The 16,838-nt window shown below is 61.8% G+C and carries 15 protein-coding genes; 12 read left to right on the forward strand and 3 right to left on the reverse strand.

Translation table 11 applies throughout. The features are described 5' to 3' along the window. The first annotated feature begins 3 nt into the window (after window positions 1-3). The 6 genes from ACP6KB_RS12650 (at window position 4) to ACP6KB_RS12675 (ending at window position 7,358) form a co-directional block, all read left to right on the forward strand. Entirely contained in the window at window positions 4-678 is a 675-nt protein-coding gene (locus ACP6KB_RS12650) for a DUF1028 domain-containing protein (protein ID WP_442114058.1), read from the forward strand. Then, window positions 671-1,834: an acetylornithine deacetylase gene (argE, locus tag ACP6KB_RS12655; RefSeq protein ID WP_442114059.1), complete on the forward strand. Its 1,164-nt coding sequence runs from the start codon at window positions 671-673 to the stop codon at window positions 1,832-1,834. Before ACP6KB_RS12650 ends, argE begins: the two co-directional genes overlap by 8 nt. Before the next feature lie 17 nt (window positions 1,835-1,851). Beyond that, a complete protein-coding gene (locus ACP6KB_RS12660; RefSeq protein ID WP_442114060.1) occupies window positions 1,852-3,345 on the forward strand; it encodes an aldehyde dehydrogenase in 1,494 nt (497 codons plus the stop codon). Window positions 3,346-3,447: 102 nt separating this feature from the next. Further along, entirely contained in the window at window positions 3,448-4,887 is a 1,440-nt protein-coding gene (locus ACP6KB_RS12665) for an APC family permease (RefSeq protein ID WP_442114061.1), read from the forward strand. Further along, window positions 4,884-6,266, forward strand: coding sequence for an aspartate aminotransferase family protein (locus ACP6KB_RS12670; RefSeq protein ID WP_442114062.1), 1,383 nt, complete (start codon window positions 4,884-4,886; stop codon window positions 6,264-6,266). The genes ACP6KB_RS12665 and ACP6KB_RS12670 overlap by 4 nt, the downstream gene beginning before the upstream one ends. A gap of 51 nt (window positions 6,267-6,317) precedes the next feature. Beyond that, window positions 6,318-7,358, forward strand: a complete 1,041-nt coding sequence (locus ACP6KB_RS12675; protein WP_442114063.1) for an ABC transporter substrate-binding protein — start codon at window positions 6,318-6,320, stop codon at window positions 7,356-7,358. 96 nt (window positions 7,359-7,454) lie between these two features. Here ACP6KB_RS12675 and ACP6KB_RS12680 read toward each other — a convergent pair whose 3' ends face one another. Beyond that, entirely contained in the window at window positions 7,455-8,366 is a 912-nt protein-coding gene (locus ACP6KB_RS12680) for a LysR family transcriptional regulator (RefSeq protein WP_442114064.1), read from the reverse strand. A gap of 116 nt (window positions 8,367-8,482) precedes the next feature. Then, complete coding sequence (locus tag ACP6KB_RS12685) at window positions 8,483-9,190, reverse strand: MgtC/SapB family protein (protein ID WP_442114065.1); 708 nt, start codon at window positions 9,188-9,190, stop codon at window positions 8,483-8,485. Window positions 9,191-9,662: 472 nt separating this feature from the next. Between ACP6KB_RS12685 and ACP6KB_RS12690 the strand changes: the two genes are divergently transcribed. From ACP6KB_RS12690 to ACP6KB_RS12705, 4 genes are all read left to right on the forward strand, one after another. Continuing rightward, a complete protein-coding gene (locus ACP6KB_RS12690) occupies window positions 9,663-11,810 on the forward strand; it encodes an FUSC family protein (RefSeq protein ID WP_442114066.1) in 2,148 nt (715 codons plus the stop codon). After that, entirely contained in the window at window positions 11,800-12,000 is a 201-nt protein-coding gene (locus ACP6KB_RS12695) for a DUF1656 domain-containing protein (RefSeq protein ID WP_442114067.1), read from the forward strand. The genes ACP6KB_RS12690 and ACP6KB_RS12695 overlap by 11 nt, the downstream gene beginning before the upstream one ends. 4 nt (window positions 12,001-12,004) lie before the next feature. Beyond that, window positions 12,005-12,955: an HlyD family efflux transporter periplasmic adaptor subunit gene (locus ACP6KB_RS12700; protein WP_442114068.1), complete on the forward strand. Its 951-nt coding sequence runs from the start codon at window positions 12,005-12,007 to the stop codon at window positions 12,953-12,955. Window positions 12,956-13,036: 81 nt separating this feature from the next. After that, window positions 13,037-13,612, forward strand: a complete 576-nt coding sequence (locus tag ACP6KB_RS12705) for a sterol desaturase family protein (RefSeq protein WP_442114069.1) — start codon at window positions 13,037-13,039, stop codon at window positions 13,610-13,612. On the opposite strand, the gene ACP6KB_RS12710 is transcribed toward ACP6KB_RS12705, so the two are convergent. After that, a complete protein-coding gene (locus tag ACP6KB_RS12710; protein WP_442114070.1) occupies window positions 13,527-14,429 on the reverse strand; it encodes a bile acid:sodium symporter family protein in 903 nt (300 codons plus the stop codon). The genes ACP6KB_RS12705 and ACP6KB_RS12710 overlap by 86 nt on opposite strands. A gap of 171 nt (window positions 14,430-14,600) precedes the next feature. Between ACP6KB_RS12710 and ACP6KB_RS12715 the strand changes: the two genes are divergently transcribed. Together ACP6KB_RS12715 and ACP6KB_RS12720 are read left to right on the forward strand one after the other, a co-directional pair. Further along, window positions 14,601-15,479 carry a Dyp-type peroxidase gene (locus tag ACP6KB_RS12715; RefSeq protein WP_442114071.1) on the forward strand — a complete coding sequence of 293 codons (879 nt, stop codon included), beginning with the start codon at window positions 14,601-14,603 and terminating at the stop codon, window positions 15,477-15,479. A 90-nt stretch (window positions 15,480-15,569) separates the two neighbouring features. Then, window positions 15,570-16,705 (forward strand): IS3 family transposase gene (locus ACP6KB_RS12720; RefSeq protein ID WP_442108379.1). Its coding sequence is split into 2 segments (ribosomal slippage): window positions 15,570-15,843 and window positions 15,843-16,705, totalling 1,137 coding nucleotides; the frame shifts between segments, so codons are not numbered across the junction. The last annotated feature ends 133 nt before the right edge of the window (window positions 16,706-16,838 follow it).

Below are 16,838 nucleotides of genomic sequence, written 5' to 3' on the forward strand. Positions count from 1 at the left end.
GCCATGACCTTTTCCATCGTGGGTCGCTGTGCTGAAACCGGTCAACTGGGCATCGCCATCAGCTCATCGAGCATTGCCGTGGGTGCCCGTTGCCCGTGGCTGCGCTCCGGTGTCGGCGCGGTGTCGAGCCAGAACATTACTTTGCCGGCCCTGGGCCCGCAGGTGCTCGATGCCCTGGCCGAAGGGCTGGCACCGCATCAGGCGCTGGACCATGCGCTGACCCGCAACGGCTACAGCCAGTACCGCCAGGTCGCGGTAGTGGATGCCCAAGGGCGTACTGCGGTGTTCAGTGGCAACCATGCGCTGGGTACCCACAACGCACTGGCAGGTGAGCAATGCGTCGCTGCGGGCAACCTCTTGGCCAACAGTGGCGTGATCGAGCGGATGGTTGCGGCGTTCGAGGGCAGTGAAGGCTGCCTCGCCGCACGCTTGCTGAACGCGCTGCAAGCCGGACAGGACGCGGGCGGCGAAGCGGGCGCGGTGCATTCGGCGGCGCTGTCGGTGGTCGGTGATCTGCTCTGGCCCATCGTCGATCTGCGGGTCGACTGGGCAGATGAAAACCCGATCGGTGAACTACACAAGCTCTGGGCTGCCTATGAGCCACAGTTGCAGGACTACCTGACCCGCGCGCTGAACCCAACCCTGGCCCCGAGCTATGGAGTGCCGGGCGATGAGTGAGTTGCGCAGCCGCGCCTTGCTAGCAAAGCTGATTGGCTTTGCCACGGTCAGTCGCGACTCGAACCTGCAGCTGATCGCCTTCGTGCAGGATTACCTGCAAGGCCTGGGGGTGAGCTGCACGCTGATCTACAACACCGAGCGCAGCAAGGCCAACCTGCTGGCCAGTATTGGCCCGGCAGTGGAGGGCGGGGTGGTGCTGTCGGGGCATACCGACGTGGTGCCGGTGGACGGTCAGGCCTGGACGGTCGAACCGTTCGCCCTCAGCGAGCGCGACGGCAAGTTGTATGGGCGCGGCACGGCCGACATGAAAGGCTACCTGGCCTCGGTTTTGGCAGCGGTGCCGGTGTTTCTTGCCAGCCCCTTGCAGCGCCCCGTGCACCTGGCGTTCTCGTATGACGAGGAAGTCGGTTGCCTGGGCGTACGCAGCCTGCTCGAGGCGTTGCCGCACAGTATCGCCAAACCCGCCCTGTGCCTGATTGGCGAACCGACCGAGCTGAAGCCGGTGCTCGGCCACAAAGGCAAGCTGGCCATGCGTTGCCACGTCAAAGGTGCAGCGTGCCATTCGGCCTATGCGCCGTATGGCGTGAATGCCATCGAACAGGCGGCTCGGCTGATTGCGCGCCTCGGCGAGATTGGTCAGCGCCTGGCGGCGCCAGAACACCACGACGAGCGCTTCGATCCGGCGTTTTCCACGGTCCAGGTCGGGGTGATCGAGGGCGGTACGGCGCTCAACATCGTGCCGCAGGACTGCCGCTTTGACTTTGAAGTGCGTGCTTTGCCAGCGTTCGAACCACAAGCGGTGGTTGATGAATTGCACCACTACGCCCAGCACACGCTGCTGCCAGCGATGCAGGTGGTCAAACCAGATACAGCGATTCGCTTCGAGCCGATTTCAGCCTACCCGGGCTTGGCCACCGACCGCGAAAGTGCCGCCGCACAACTGCTGGCGCAGCTGTGTGAGCGCGACGACTTCAGCACCGTGGCGTTTGGCACCGAGGGTGGCTTGTTCGATCAGGCCGGGATCCCGGCAGTGGTCTGCGGCCCGGGCAGCATGGATCAGGGGCACAAGCCGGACGAGTTCGTCAGCGTCGCGCAAATGGCGGCCTGTGACCGCCTGATGGACCGTTTGGCCGCTTACCTCTGCACACATCAATAATGACAAAAGAGCCTGCGATGAACGATTTCAACGACTGGACCCGCCTTGCACAGCAGCAACGACTGATCGACACCGCGTTGATCGATGGCGAACCGTGCCTGGCGCAGAACGATGCGCGCCTGGAAGTGATCAACCCGGCCACTAACCGCGTGCTGGCCCGTGTGGTTGCCTGCGCAGAGGCCGAAGTCGACCAGGCAGTGCGCAGTGCCCGTCGCGCCTTCGAACAGGGGCCTTGGGCGAAGATGGCACCCGGCGAGCGCAAGGCGGTGTTGCTGCGCCTGTCGCAACTGATGCTGGAACACCGTGACGAACTGGCCTTGCTCGATTCGCTGAGCATGGGCAAACCGGTGATGGATGCCTGGAACATCGACGTGCCGGGCGCCGCCCATGTGTTCGCCTGGTACGGCGAAAGCCTCGACAAGCTTTACGATCAAGTGGCGCCCACGGCCAGCAATGCCCTGGCGACGATTACCCGTGTACCGCTGGGGGTGATCGGTGCCGTGGTGCCGTGGAACTTCCCGCTGGACATGGCGGCCTGGAAACTGGCCCCGGCGCTGGCCGCTGGGAACAGCGTGGTGCTGAAACCGGCCGAGCAATCGCCGTTTTCCGCCCTGCGTCTGGCCGAACTGGCCCTGCAAGCCGGGATTCCGGCGGGTGTGCTCAACGTGGTGCCGGGCCTGGGTGAGGAAGCCGGTCGTGCCCTGGGCCTGCACATGGATGTGGATGCGCTGGTGTTTACCGGCTCCACCGAAGTGGGCAAGTACTTCATGCAGTACGCGGCGCAATCCAACCTCAAGCAGGTGTGGCTGGAATGCGGCGGCAAAAGTCCGAACCTGGTGTTTGCCGATTGCCAGGACCTGGACCTGGCGGCCGAGAAGGCTGCGTTTGGCATCTTCTTCAATCAGGGCGAAGTGTGTTCGGCCAACTCGCGTTTGTTGGTCGAGCGCTCAATTGCCGACGACTTTATCCAGCGCCTGATCGCCAAGGCTGGCAAATGGCAGCCGGGTAACCCACTGAACCCGGCCAGCAGCGCTGGCGCCATTGTCGATGCGCGTCAAAGCCAACGGATCATGCAGTACATCGAGCAGGCCCAGGGAGAGGGCGCACAGTTGGTGTGCGGCGGCCGTCAGTTGAGTTTCGACGGTTCGGACAACTTCATCGAACCGACGATTTTCACCGGTGTAACGGCCGACATGACCCTGGCCCGCGAAGAGGTGTTCGGTCCGGTACTGGCGGTCAGCGTGTTCGATGACGAAGACCAGGCCGTGGCGATGGCCAATGATCACATCTATGGCCTGGCCGCTTCGGTATGGACGGATGACCTCAATCGCGCCCATCGCGTGGCGCGGCGCCTGAATGCCGGCACGGTGTCGGTCAATACCGTCGATGCCCTGGATGTCACGGTGCCGTTTGGTGGCGGCAAGCAATCCGGGTTCGGGCGTGACTTGTCGCTGCACTCGTTTGACAAGTACACGCAGCTGAAAACTACCTGGATTCAGCTGCGCGGGTGACGGATTGATCGCGGGGCAAGCCCGCTCCTACAAGGAGCGGGCTTGCCCCGCGAATACAAACAACGCGGTTCTTGCACATAAATCTAATAAGCGGAGCAAGCGATGAACAGTAATGCAAGCGTGTCCACCGGCGCCTTGGCGCCACCTGACAGTCGCAAGAAATTGGGCCTGACCGCGTTGTTGGCGGTGGCGATCGGCCTGGTGGTGTCGCAAGGTGTCATGGTGTTGATGCTGCAAGGCGTCGGTATCGCCGGCCCAGGCTTCATTGTGCCGTTGGCACTGGCCTGGCTGTTGGCCTTGAGTTATGCCTGCTCGTTCTCCGAGCTGGCCTTGATGATCCCGCGCGCAGGCAGCCTGAGCAGCTACACGGAAGTGGCCATCGGGCAATTCCCGGCGATCCTTGCGACGTTCTCGGGTTATGTGGTGGTGGCGATGTTCGCCTTGTCGGCAGAGCTGCTGCTGATGGAGTTCATCATCGACAAGGTCTACCCGCACTCGCTGCCACCGCTGACCGTGGCCCTGGGTGTGCTGGGCCTGTTCACCGTGCTCAACCTGTTCAACATCGACATCTTCGCCCGCCTGCAGACGGCGCTGGCGGTGGTGATGGTGGTGGTGCTGCTGGTCATGGGCCTGAGTGCGATGAACAGCGATATTGTTTCACCCAATCCGCAGCTGTTTGACGTCGCCAACTGGAACCCGTTGGGCCTGGGCGTGATTGCGCTGACGGCGATGGCGGTGTGGGGCTTTGTCGGTGCTGAGTTTGTCTGCCCGCTGGTGGAAGAAACCCGCCGCCCGCAGCGCAACATCCCAGGTTCGATGATGATTGGCTTGACCGTGATCTTCGTGATCATCGCCCTGTATTGCCTGGGTGCCTTGCTCACCGTGCCGCAGGCCGAACTGGCCAGCAACGGTTTGCCGCACTACCTGTTCGCCACCACCGTGTTTGGTGAAACGGGCCAGGTGTTCCTGGTGACCGCAGCCATTACCGCCACCTGCAGTACCCTCAACAGCTCGCTGGCCGCCATTCCGCGCATGTTGTTCGGCATGGCGCAAAACGGCCAGGCATTCGGTGTGCTCAAACTGCAAGGCAAGCGCAGCGGCGCCCCTTGGGTGGCGGTGCTGTTCGTCTCGGCGATCACCGGCTTGCCACTGCTGCTGATGCATGACCATCCCGATGCCATCAACCAACTGTTGCTGGCTGCTGCGCTGGCCTGGTTGCTCGCCTACATCATTACCCACATCAACGTAATCGCACTGCGCCGCCGCTACCCGCAGGCCGCCCGGCCATTCCGCACGCCGTTTTACCCGCTGCCGCAAGTATTTGGCATCGCCGGCATGCTCTTTGCGATCTGGCACGTGTCGCCAAGCCCGGACATGACCTTTGCCATTTTCGCGTATGCCGGCCTGGTGCTGCTGGTGGTGTCGATCATCGCCGTGCTGTGGATCAAGTGCGTGATGCGCAAGCCGCTGTTCCAGCCAGAACCGCTGTCCTGCGTACTCGGCACCCTCAACGATAAAAACCCGCAAGGAGACTCGCAATGACCGCTCAAGTGAAACCCGACCGTAGCACCCGTGACTATCAAGCCCTGGATGCCGCGCACCACATTCATGCGTTTCTCGACCAGAAAGCCCTGAACGAGGAAGGTCCGCGGGTGATCGTGCGTGGCGAAGGCCTGGCACTGTGGGACAACGATGGCAAACGCTACCTGGACGGCATGTCGGGGTTGTGGTGCACGAACCTCGGCTACGGTCGCAAGGACCTGGCGGCCGCCGCCAGCCAGCAACTGGAGCAACTGCCGTACTACAACATGTTCTTCCACACCACCCACCCGGCGGTGGTAGAGCTTTCGGAGTTGCTGTTCAGCCTGCTGCCTGGTCATTACAGCCACGCGATCTACACCAACTCCGGCTCTGAGGCCAACGAGGTGTTGATCCGTACGGTGCGCCGTTACTGGCAGATTCTTGGCCAGCCACAGAAGAAGATCATGATCGGCCGCTGGAACGGCTACCACGGCTCGACCCTCGGCGCCACGGCGTTGGGCGGCATGAAGTTCATGCATGACATGGGCGGGGTGATTCCCGATGTCGCGCACATCGACGAGCCGTACTGGTTCGCCCATGAAGGTGACCTGACCCCGGCCGAGTTCGGTTTGCGCGCAGCCCGCCAGCTGGAAGAGAAAATCCTCGAGCTGGGTGCCGAGAACGTTGCCGCCTTCGTTGCCGAACCGTTCCAGGGCGCTGGCGGGATGATTTTCCCGCCCGAAAGCTACTGGCCGGAAATTCAACGTATCTGCCGCAAATACGATGTGTTGCTGTGTGCCGATGAAGTGATCGGTGGCTTCGGCCGCACTGGCGAATGGTTCGCCCACCAGCATTTCGGCTTCGAACCCGACACCCTGTCGATCGCCAAAGGCCTGACCAGCGGCTACATCCCCATGGGCGGCCTGGTCCTGTCCAAGCGTATGGCTCAGGTGTTGGTAGAGCAGGGCGGGGTGTTCGCTCACGGCCTGACCTATTCCGGACACCCGGTGGCTGCTGCGGTGGCGATTGCCAACCTCAAGGCCCTGCGTGATGAAGGCATTGTTGCCCAGGTCAAGCAAGACACCGGCCCGTACCTGCAGCGCTGCCTGCGCGAAGTGTTCGGCAACCACCCGCTGATTGGTGAAGTGCAGGGCACGGGCCTGGTCGCCGCGTTGCAGTTCGCCGAAGACAAAGTCAGCCGCAAACGCTTTGCCAATGAGAACGACATGGCCTGGCGTTGCCGCACCATCGGCTTTGAAGAAGGCCTGATCATTCGCTCGACCCTGGGCCGGATGATCATGGCCCCGGCGCTGGTTGCGGGCAAAGCCGAGATCGATGAGCTGGTCGACAAGACCCGAATCGCCGTAGACCGCACTGCGCGCGAATTCGGCGTGCTGTAAGTCCCTTCGCCGGCTCGCAGGGGCGAGCCGGCTTTGCTGAGGAACAGATCCATGTCCAGATCCTTGCGTTGCAGTGTTCCCTTTGCCCTGGCCTTGTTGTGCGGCGCCGTGCAGGCCGCGCCACAGAGCCTTACCGTGATCTCATTTGGCGGTGCGACCAAACAGGCCCAGGACAAGGCCTATTTCCAACCCTTCAACGCCAGCGGCGCAGGACGCGTGGTGGCCGGTGAATACAACGGTGAACTGTCGAAAATCAAAGCCATGGTCGATGTTGGCCATACCAGCTGGGATGTGGTCGAAGTCGAAAGCCCGGAGTTGCTGCGTGGCTGTGATGAAGGCTTGTTCGAGCGCCTGGACCCGGCTCGGTTCGGCGATGCCGCGCAGTTCGTGCCCGGCACCTTGAGCGAGTGCGGTGTGGCCACTTACGTGTGGTCGATGGTCATGGCTTACGACCACGACAAACTGGCCAAGGCACCGACCTCCTGGGCCGACTTCTGGAACGTCAGCGAATACCCCGGCAAGCGCGGCTTGCGCAAGGGCGCCAAGTACACCCTGGAAATCGCCTTGCTCGCCGATGGCGTCAAGCCAGACCAGTTGTACCAGGTACTGGCGACTCCGGAGGGGGTGAGCCGGGCGTTTGCCAAACTGGATCAGATCAAGGGCAACATCCAGTGGTGGGAAGCGGGCGCACAACCGGCGCAGTGGTTGATTGCCGGGGATGTGGTGATGAGCGCGGCGTACAACGGGCGCATCGCTTCGGCGCAAAAAGAGGGGATGAAGCTTGGGATCGTCTGGCCGCAAAGCCTGTACGACCCGGAATACTGGGCGGTGGTCAAAGGCACACCGAACAAGGCGTTGGCGGAGCAGTTCATTGCCTTTGCCAGCCAGCCGCAGGCGCAAAAGGTGTTCTCTGAAGAGATTCCGTACGGGCCGGTGCATCGCGATGCGCTGAAACTGTTGCCGGAAGAGGTGCAACAACAGCTACCGACGGCGCAGGCCAACCTGGCCGAGGCGCAGGCAGTGGATGCGGCGTTCTGGGTGGACCATGGTGAGGAACTGGAGCAGCGTTTCAACGCCTGGGCCGCGCGCTAAAGCGCCCGTAGGAGCGGGCTTGCCCCGCGAAGCGGTGTGCCAGTCACATCGCATCGCGGGGCAAGTCGGATCGCCGCACCGCCGCTCCTACAGTGGTTAGTTCAGCCAGGCGGTGAACTGTTCTTTGCAGTAGTCGACAAACAGCTGCGCAGGCTTGGTCAGCTGCGCACGCTTCAACCAGCCAGCCACCAAGCCGGAACCGGTGACGTCTTCCAACAGTTCCACACACACCAATGGCTGACCATCGTAAGTCGTGGTGGTCTGCGGGCGGGTCACCAGTACGGCAAAGCCAAACCCCTGACCAACCATGCCACGTACCATTTCGATCGAAGGCGAGCTAAAGATAATGTTCGGGCTTAACCCAAGCTCTTCGAAAATGCTCACAAAGTAAGTACGGCTCGGTTGCACATCAAGCAGGATCATCGGTTCCAGCGCCAGGTCACGCAATGACACCTGCGCCTGCTCGGCAAAGCGGTGACCGGCCGGTAGCAAGGCATAGGGCCGCTGCGGCGCCATCAGTGCTTCGGTTTCAATGGTGCTGTCCAGGTCGTGATCGTAGAAGATAGCCAAGTCAAAGCGCCCACCAGTCAAGCCTTGCACCAACTCCTGTTGCTCGCCGTCCTGCAGGCGGATCTCCACCCCGGGAAAGCGTTCGCGAAAGCCTTTGATCAGGCGCGGCAGGTAGAGTGGGGCAACGGTCTCGAAACAGCCGATGTCGATCTGCCCGCTGACCACATCGTTGTCGGCCAGGGCGTTCTGTTCGAACTCCCGGGCCATGCGCAACAGCGCCTGGGCCTTGCGGTAGAAACGCGCACCACCCGGGGTCAGCGATACCCCCTGGGCGTGATGGCGAATGAACAGCTGTACGCCGAAACTGTCTTCCAGGCCTTTGATTGCCGTTGAAATCGACGGTTGCGCAATGTACAGCTTGCGCGACGCCTCAGCGACGCTGCCGCACTCTACGGTGGTGACGAAATACTTCAACTGACGCAAGGTATAGGACGCCACAGTGCACCTCTGGCTGATTATTTTGCTACAGGGTACCCCTTTGGCTGCCAGCGGCTGCAGCGGATTTTGCTTGGCACTGAGCATATTTTCACTGTGCAGCCGCTTACCCGCGAATGTTAGTCGGGTACCAACTCCTGGACCTGCCAGCGCACCGAACTGACGCCTTTTTCCAGGCTCACGCGGCTGACCAGGCGTTCCAGCTGGGTTGGCGCCTCCGGACTGCCGAGCAGCTCGGCGCGCACTTCCAGTTTGGCCGGGTTGGCCAGGTCTTCGCTGTGCAACGACTGCAGGCGCAGGCCGCCACTGCCAAAGCTGTGCAGCATCAGGCTGCGCACCTGGATTTCGTCTTCGGCGCGGCAGGTGATGCGCACTTCAAAACGCTGTTCGGCTTCAGTGGCCGGCAGCACCTCTTGCTGGTTGAGGCGCTGGGCGATGTCGCGCAGCAAGATGTTGGCGCACAGCACCACGCAGGTGCCAACCGCCGCCTCCAGCAACAGTCCCATGCTGCACAGCACACCAACGGCGGCGGTGCACCAGAGTGTGGCTGCTGTGTTCAGACCGCGGACATTCAGGCCATCACGCATGATCACTCCGCCGCCGAGAAAGCCGATACCCGACACCACATACGCAGCGATACGTGAAGCATCGCTGGCGGCCATGCCCGGTACCGCCTGGGTCATCAACACGAACAAGCAGGCGCCAGTGCTGACCAGGGCGTTGGTGCGCAGGCCGGTGAGGCGCTGGCGCAGTTGACGTTCAGCGCCGATCAGGGCGCCCAGTAGCAGCGCGACACTCACGCGCAGGAGAAATACTTTCCAATCCATGACAAACCTCGAATCCACGGCACAGCGCCGCCAGGCATCGACCACGGGCCGATGCAGGGATAAATAAAAGGATTGCGCAGGGTCGCAGGCCAGCGCCGCAAACGTAGCGTGCAAGGCGTGCAGGAAGGGAGCGGGAAGCGTTGCATCCGCAGCGGGATGCGCGGCACCACTGACTACCATGAACGGCAGGGCAGTGGCAGAGGAAGTCTGCTGAACTAGCGTGCCGTACGAACCTGTCGCAATCGACTAGAGCAACTGTCCAAAGCAGGACTCCTGTATAGGCATGCAAAAATGCGGGCGAGAAACTAACGTTGAAAAGCGACAGGGTCAAGGCTGTTTTCGTGACAATTGCGCTAAAACCCCGCTGCAGCGCGACTGTTCCGTCTGTGCAACGCTGTAACGTGCGCACGCCGCTACCCCAATGTGGCTGCTGCCGCTAAGGTGAAGCTCCACAGCGTGGTGAGGGAGCGCAATGCAACCGCTGATCAACTATTTCAAAATGGTTCTGCACCCAGGGCGCGATACGCTTTTTTTCGCCCTGCGAACCATTGTTGCCTGCTTGCTGACTTTGTACCTGGCGTTCATTTTCGACCTCGACCAGCCCAAGTGGTCGATCATGGCGGTGTTTATCGTCAGTCAGCCGCTGGGCGGCATGACCTTGCAGCGCAGTTTTGCGCAAGTGGTCGGCACCACCGTTGGCGCGGCGGTCGCGGTGCTGATCATGGCGCTGTTCCCCCAGGCGCCATTGCCCTTTATCGTCACCCTGGCGCTGTGGCTGGCCCTGTGTACCGCCGGTGGCACTTTGCTGCGCTACACCAGTTCCCACGCCTTCGTACTCAGCGGCTTCACCGCTGTAGTGGTGGCGATGCTGGCGATCCCCGAGCAGGACAACACGTTGATGCTGGCCATCACTCGGGTCACCGAAACCTTGCTGGCGGTGGCCTGTGTTTGCGCCGTCAGCCTGGTCAGTGCGCGGCCACAAGCGGTCACCAACGGCTACTTTGGCAAAGTCGACAACCTGATCAAACTGATGGCCGCGCATGCGGCTGCGGCCATTCGTGGCGAGGAAACGCCGCAGGCCTTCAGCCAGCGGCAGATGCAGATTCTCGGTGAAATCAGCGCCCTGGAAGGGCTGCGCCGCCACCTGTACTTCGATGCGCCACACCTGCGCAGCGCCAACGGCTTGGTGCAGTTGTTGGGTAACCAACTGGTACTGCTCAGTTCGCGCCTGACGGTGCTGCGTAACCAGAAGCGCATGATCGCCGAGCGCTGGCAGGGGGCTTACCCGGACTTCATCAACCGGCTGCTCAGCGACGAGCTGGCCTTTCTCGAACAACTGGCGCAACAGGGCCGGGCGATGCCTGCCAGTGCCCGGGCGCACTTCAGCGCCCTGCAACGACGCTTTGACCAGGCCGCGCTGCAAGCCGAGCAACTGGCACCGGATCTACCGCCGACCTTACGCTCGCTGGCCTGGGCGCTGCGTTGGGAGCAGGCGCGGTTGTTGGAACAACTGGCCGAAATGCTCGAACTGAGCGATGCCATTCAGGAAGGCCGCGCCGGTGATTGTGTGTACCGCGAAGCGCGCTCCAATCCGTTGCACCTGGATTTTCGCCTGGCGGCGATGAACGCCAGCCGCGCCTTTCTGGCCTTGCTGGTGGGCGGGTTGATCTGGATCGAGACCGCCTGGGACGGTGCCCGTGCCACGGTGATTCTGGTGGGCATTCTGTGCTCGCTGATGGCGACCTTCCCGCGCCCGCTGATAGCGGCGCAAAACTACATGCGCGGCCTGGTCATGGCCGTGCTGGTATCGGCGCTGTACCAGTTCTGGCTGATTCCGCAGGTGGTCGATTTCGAGATGCTGGCGTTGCTGCTGCTGCCGTTGCTGTACGTGGTTGCTGTCGGGCTGTCGACACCGATGACTGCCGGTATCGGCATGGGCCTGGGGCTGTCCAGCTTCTTGCTGTTCGGGCCACAGAATATTGGCGCCTGGCAGAACACCGCGATCCAGTGGTTCGAGTTTGCCGGTGCCTACCTGTGTGGTGGTGTGCTCTCGCTGCTGGTGTATGCCTGGCTGTTTCCGTTCAACCCGCAGTTACGCATCGAGCGGCTGTTTCGGGAAACCCGTGAGCAGGTCTATGCCTTGCTCAAGGGGCCGACCTCCGATGCCCGCCAGTTTGCCTTCGAGAGCCGCATGGTCGACCGCCTGACCCTGATCCTCGGCCTGCTGCCGGCCACCCAGGATGCACGCTCCAAGGCGTTGTTCGAGGTCAACCTGGCCTGTATGGCCCTCGGTGTGGCGTTGCGTCAACTGCAGGAACAGAGCCGGGCCAACCTGTTGCTCTCGGACAGCACCCGCGAGCGTTTGGAACAGGTGCTGCGCAGCACTGGCCGTTATGTTGCCGGGCGCACCCAGGGACAATTGCCAACGCTACTCGACACCCTGCAAACCCTGGGTGAAGAACTCGATGCCCTGCACAGCGCGCAGTTTCAGGCTGCGCCGGAGCAGCTGCGTTCGCTGTTTCGTATTCGTGTCGCGTTGCTGGTGATTGCCGGCTTTTTGCGCCATTACAGTGCTTACCTTGACCCTGCCGCCGAAGGAGCGCCTGTCCTTGCCCATTGATTTTGAAGTTGGTGGTGTCTACCTGCCGCCCATTGCCCAGGCGCTGTTGCTGGCCATGCCGCTGTTGTTCGTGCTGCTGTGGCTGTTGCAGCCCCTGGGCGTGATGCAGCGAGTGTGGCACCCGGCGTTGTTCGAAGGGGCGCTGTACAGCTGCATCTGCGCCTTGATCATTCTGTACATGGGGAGCTGAAACGGTGAAGAAATTTGTTGCCCAGGCATCGACCCTGGCAATCGTCGCGCTGGCATTGCTGCTCGGCTGGTTTGCCTGGGAGCATTACACCCGCGCGCCCTGGACCCGCGATGCCCGGGTGCGGGCCGATGTGGTGACATTGTCGGCCGAAGTCTCCGGGCGCATCACCGAACTTCGCGTGGCAGACAACCAGCACGTCAACAAAGGTGACCTGCTGCTGGAGATCGACCCGGCACGCTACGCCCTGGCCGTGGAGCATGCACGCCGCGCCGTGGAGGTCGCTCAGGCCAACGAAGGTTTGGCACAGGCGCAGATTGTTTCCAGCCAGGCATTGCTCAAACAGCGTCAGAGCGAAGAGCAACGGCGCCGTACCCTGAAACAGGGTTTTGCGATTTCCGGCGAAGAATGGGAAAAAGCCAGCACCGACGTGGCAGTGGCCCAGGCCGACCTGATGCGTGGGCAATCCGACTTGAGCCTGGCCCTGGCCAACAGTCGACTCGCCAGTGCCGCGCTGACCCAGGCCGAGCTGGACCTTGAACGCACACGTATGTATGCGCCGGTCAGTGGTTATGTGACCAACCTGCTGACCCGCCAGGGCGATTACGCCAGCAGTGGCGTGGCCTTGCTGGCACTGGTCGACAGCGCTTCGTTCTACGTCAGTGGCTATTTCGAAGAAACCAAACTGCCACGTATCCATCCCGGCAGCCCGGTGCAGATCGCGTTGATGAGCGGCGAACAATTCGAAGGCAAGGTACAAAGTATCGCCTACGCCATTACCGACCGTGAGAACGCGCCGGGCAGTCGCCTGCTGGCCAACGTCAATCCTAGCTACACCTGGGTCAAGCTGGCCCAGCGCGTGCCAGTGCGCATCGAGATCGATCCGGACTACGTCGGCAAAGGCAATTTGCGTGCAGGCACCACCGCCACCGTGACCGTGCGCGAAACCGCGCCCTGATGAAAAGGGCTGGGGTGCGGGCGGGCTTGGTGGTAGGCTTTTGCGCCTTCATGCCAACCCTTCGCCGGGCAGTCTGCTGCGATGATCCTCAACCTTGCTGTATTTCTCTGCACCCTGACGGCCATGGAGGGCGTTGGCTACCTGGCGCATCGCTACATCATGCACGGCTGGGGCTGGTTCCTGCACCGCTCGCACCATGAACCGCAGCTGGGTGCCCTGGAAACCAACGATATCTACCTGCTGGCGCTGGCGTTGATCGCCTTTGCGCTGGTCGCCATCGGCCGCGCCGGGCATGCGCCGTTGCAGTGGGTGGGGGCAGGGGTGGCGGCGTTCGGCGTGCTCTACGTCATCGTCCATGACGGCATCGTGCACCGCCACTGGCCGTTCAAGCCCCAGCCGCGCAACCGCTACCTCAAACGCTTGTACAAAGCCCACCTGCTGCACCATGCGCTCAAAGGGCGAGACAACAGCGTATCGTTCGGCTTTCTCTATGCCCCGCCGATGCACCGCCTGAAGCAGCAACTGCGCAAGCGTATAGGAGCGGGCTTGCCCCGCGATAGTGATACACCCGTCACACCGAATCGCGGGGCAAGCCCGCTCCCACTGTGGCGGCGTTGTGGCCGCGGCTTACCCACCAGCCGAAAGCGCCTGCGGTAAAGAACATGATCAAACTGTACAACGCGGCCGGTATAGCCATGGTCGAGTTGTTGAGCAAGGTCGGCGCCAGGGCCAAAGCAATCGCCAGAGTACCGTTGTGAATACCGATCTCCATGCCGATGGCAATCGCCTGGCGCTTGGGGATCTGCAGCAGGCGCGGCAGCCAATAACCGATGCCCAGGCTCAGCAGGTTGAACAACAACGCCGCGCCACCGACGACCGGGGCATAGTCGACAACGGTCTGCCAGTCTTTGACCAACGCCAGCACCACGGTAAACACCAGAAACAGTGCGGCGATGATCTTCATCGGGCGTTCCATGCGTGCGGCAAACCCGTGCGCCAGGCGGCGGATCAGCATGCCGATGGCCACCGGCACCAGGACAATCGCAAACACCTGCAACACCTTGGCAAATTGCAGCGGAATCGCCTGGTCGGCGGTCATGAAGTGCGCCAGCGACAGGTTGACCAGCAACGGCATGGTCAGAATCGCGATCAGTGAATTGACCGCCGTCAGGGTCACATTCAGGGCCACATCCCCATGCGCCAGATGGCTGAACAGGTTGGCGGTGGTACCGCCAGGCGAGGCGGCCAGCAGCATCAAGCCCACCGCCAGCGCTGGCGCCAGGCCAAAGCCTTTGGCGATCAGGAAACAAATAAAGGGCAGCAGCAGGATCTGGCACGCCAGGCCAATAATCACCGGCTTGGGAAACTTCACTACCCGGGCAAAATCGGCCAGGGTCAGGGTCAGCCCCAAACCGAGCATGATAAAGCCCAAGGCAAGCGGCAAAAACGCACTGAGCAGCGGTGATGCAGTCATATCGAAAGCTCGCGTGAAAGACGATGAACGGCAGTGTAGGCGAGGTTTTCCGTGTGTGTGGTGTAAGCGATTCTCACTCCGCGAAGCCTTGCCCCTGTGGCAAGCCGCCGCGCTTGTCGCCCTTGTCCTCAGGCAGTAGCATTCGCGCTTTACTCAAGGATCAGACTCCCGATGCAGTTCCAGCCAGGCATTCTCGCCGCTCCCGTTCCCGCACAAGCCCGTCACCTGTTTTTCAGCCTGCACACCCCGAGCGAACTGCCAGCAGTGCTCGACGTCGTGCAGCAGCAAGTGGATGGCAGCCGTGTGGTGGCCGGTTTCGGCGCGCCGCTGGTGCAGGCATTGGGCCGCAGCATCGAAGGCCTGCGCGCATTTCCGCAACTGACCGCCGCAGTCGATAACCCGTGCACCCAGCACGACCTGTGGCTGTGGCTGCGTGGCGATGACCGCGGTGATCTGTGGTTGCTGAGCCAGCGCCTGGAAAAGCTGCTGGCCCCGGCCTTCAGCCTAGTGGAAGCCACCGATGCATTCCGCCACAAAAGCGGTTTTGACCTGACCGGCTATGAAGACGGCACGGAAAACCCGGTAGAAGACGCCGCCGTAGAGGCCGCTGTGCTGAAATCGGAGGTTCCGGGCCTGAACGGTTCGAGCTTCGCCGCGTTCCAGTTGTGGCGTCATGACCTGGACAGCTTCAAGGCACTGCCGCAAGCCGAGCAAGACGACATCATTGGCCGCCGCCACGCGGACAACGAAGAACTCGACGACGCGCCGGCGTCGGCGCACGTCAAGCGTACGGCGCAGGAAAGCTTCGACCCCGAGGCGTTCATTGTCCGCCGCTCCATGCCGTGGGCTGACCAGCGGGGTGCCGGGCTGGCATTTCTGGCCTTTGGTTATTCCTTCGATGCCTTCGAAGTGCAACTGCGGCGCATGAGTGGCCTGGAAGACGGCGTAGTGGATGCACTGTACCGCTTTAGCCGGCCGCTGACCGGTGGCTACTACTGGTGCCCGCCGCTGGGTGCGCAAGGGCTGGACCTGAGTGCATTGCTGGGCTGATTCCGTGTAGGAGCGGGCTTGAACTGGCCTAATGATCCTGGACACCTCAATCGGGCGCTATGATGGCGCCCAAACCTGAGGTGTTTGGATATGCGTAATTCTTACTCGAGTGACTTCAAGCTACAGGCGGCCAGCATGGTGCTGGACGAAGGCCAATCAGTTCCACAGGTCTGTGCCAGTTTAGGCATTGGCCCTACAGCGTTGCGTCGTTGGGTCGATCAACTGCGCCAGGAGCGTCAAGGCTTAACCCCTGTGGGTGCCAAGGCAATAACGGCAGACCAGCAGGAAATCCAACGGCTCAAAGCCCTGCTCAAGCAGAAAGACCGGGATATCGAAATCCTAAAAAAGGCCAGCGCTCTCCTGCTTTTGGACGCCAAAGATCACTCGCGTTGATCGATGAGCTGGGTGAGCAATACGGCGTTAATGAGTGTTGTCGGGTGCTTGGGGTCAGCCGCAGCAGTTTCTACTGCTGGCGCCAGCGTAAGGACCGGCGTTACCCCGGACGGGAAAAACTCAAGGCCCAGTTGATCAGACATCATCGTGAGTCGAGAGGGGCGGCAGGTTCGCGCACCTTGGCCAAGATGCTGCAAGCCAGTGGACACCCAGTCGGCCGCTTCAAGGCGCGCCGCCTGATGCAAGAAGCTGGGATCAGCAGCCGTCAACGCAGACGCCACAAATACAAATCTTCAGGCGTTGAAGCCCTGACCGCACCGCACGAGCTCAAACGGCAATTCGATGTGCGGGCGACAAATGAGGTCTGGTGCGGAGATGTAACGTACATCAAGGCTGGTAAGCGCTGGCTGTACTTCGCGGCTGTCTTGGACTTGTTTGCACGGCGGATTGTCGGCTGGTCGTTCTCGATGATCTCGGATGCTGAACTGACCTGCGCGGCCTTACGCATGGCAACCGAGCTGCGCGGACGCCCCAAGGGTGTGCTATTTCACTCTGACCAAGGCTGTCAGTACACCAGCCACAAGTTCAGAAATGAGCTGCGCGAGCATGGGCACCGGCAGAGCATGAGCCGTAAAGGCGAGTGCTGGGACAACGCCCCGATGGAGCGGTTTTTTGGAAGCCTGAAATCTGAGTGGGTACCCGAAGATGGCTACGACTCGGAGCATGAGGCCCGAATGGATGTGCAGCGCTTTATCACCCGCTACAACACCACTAGGCCTCACAGCTACAACGGATACCGGTCGCCGGTCGAGGCAGAGAAGCTGGCGGCGTAAACCTTAACGGGTGTCCAGGATTACTTGACCAGTTCAGCTTGCCCCGCGATAGCGGTGCAAGCCCGCCCCCACAGGTTAAAGTGTAAGAAAATTTTACGCAGATTTTACGGAGTCTCGGAACACACACAGGGAT

It is taken from the genome of Pseudomonas sp. NUPR-001 (genome assembly GCF_052147955.1).
In the GTDB taxonomy this organism is placed as follows: Bacteria; Pseudomonadota; Gammaproteobacteria; order Pseudomonadales; family Pseudomonadaceae; genus Aquipseudomonas.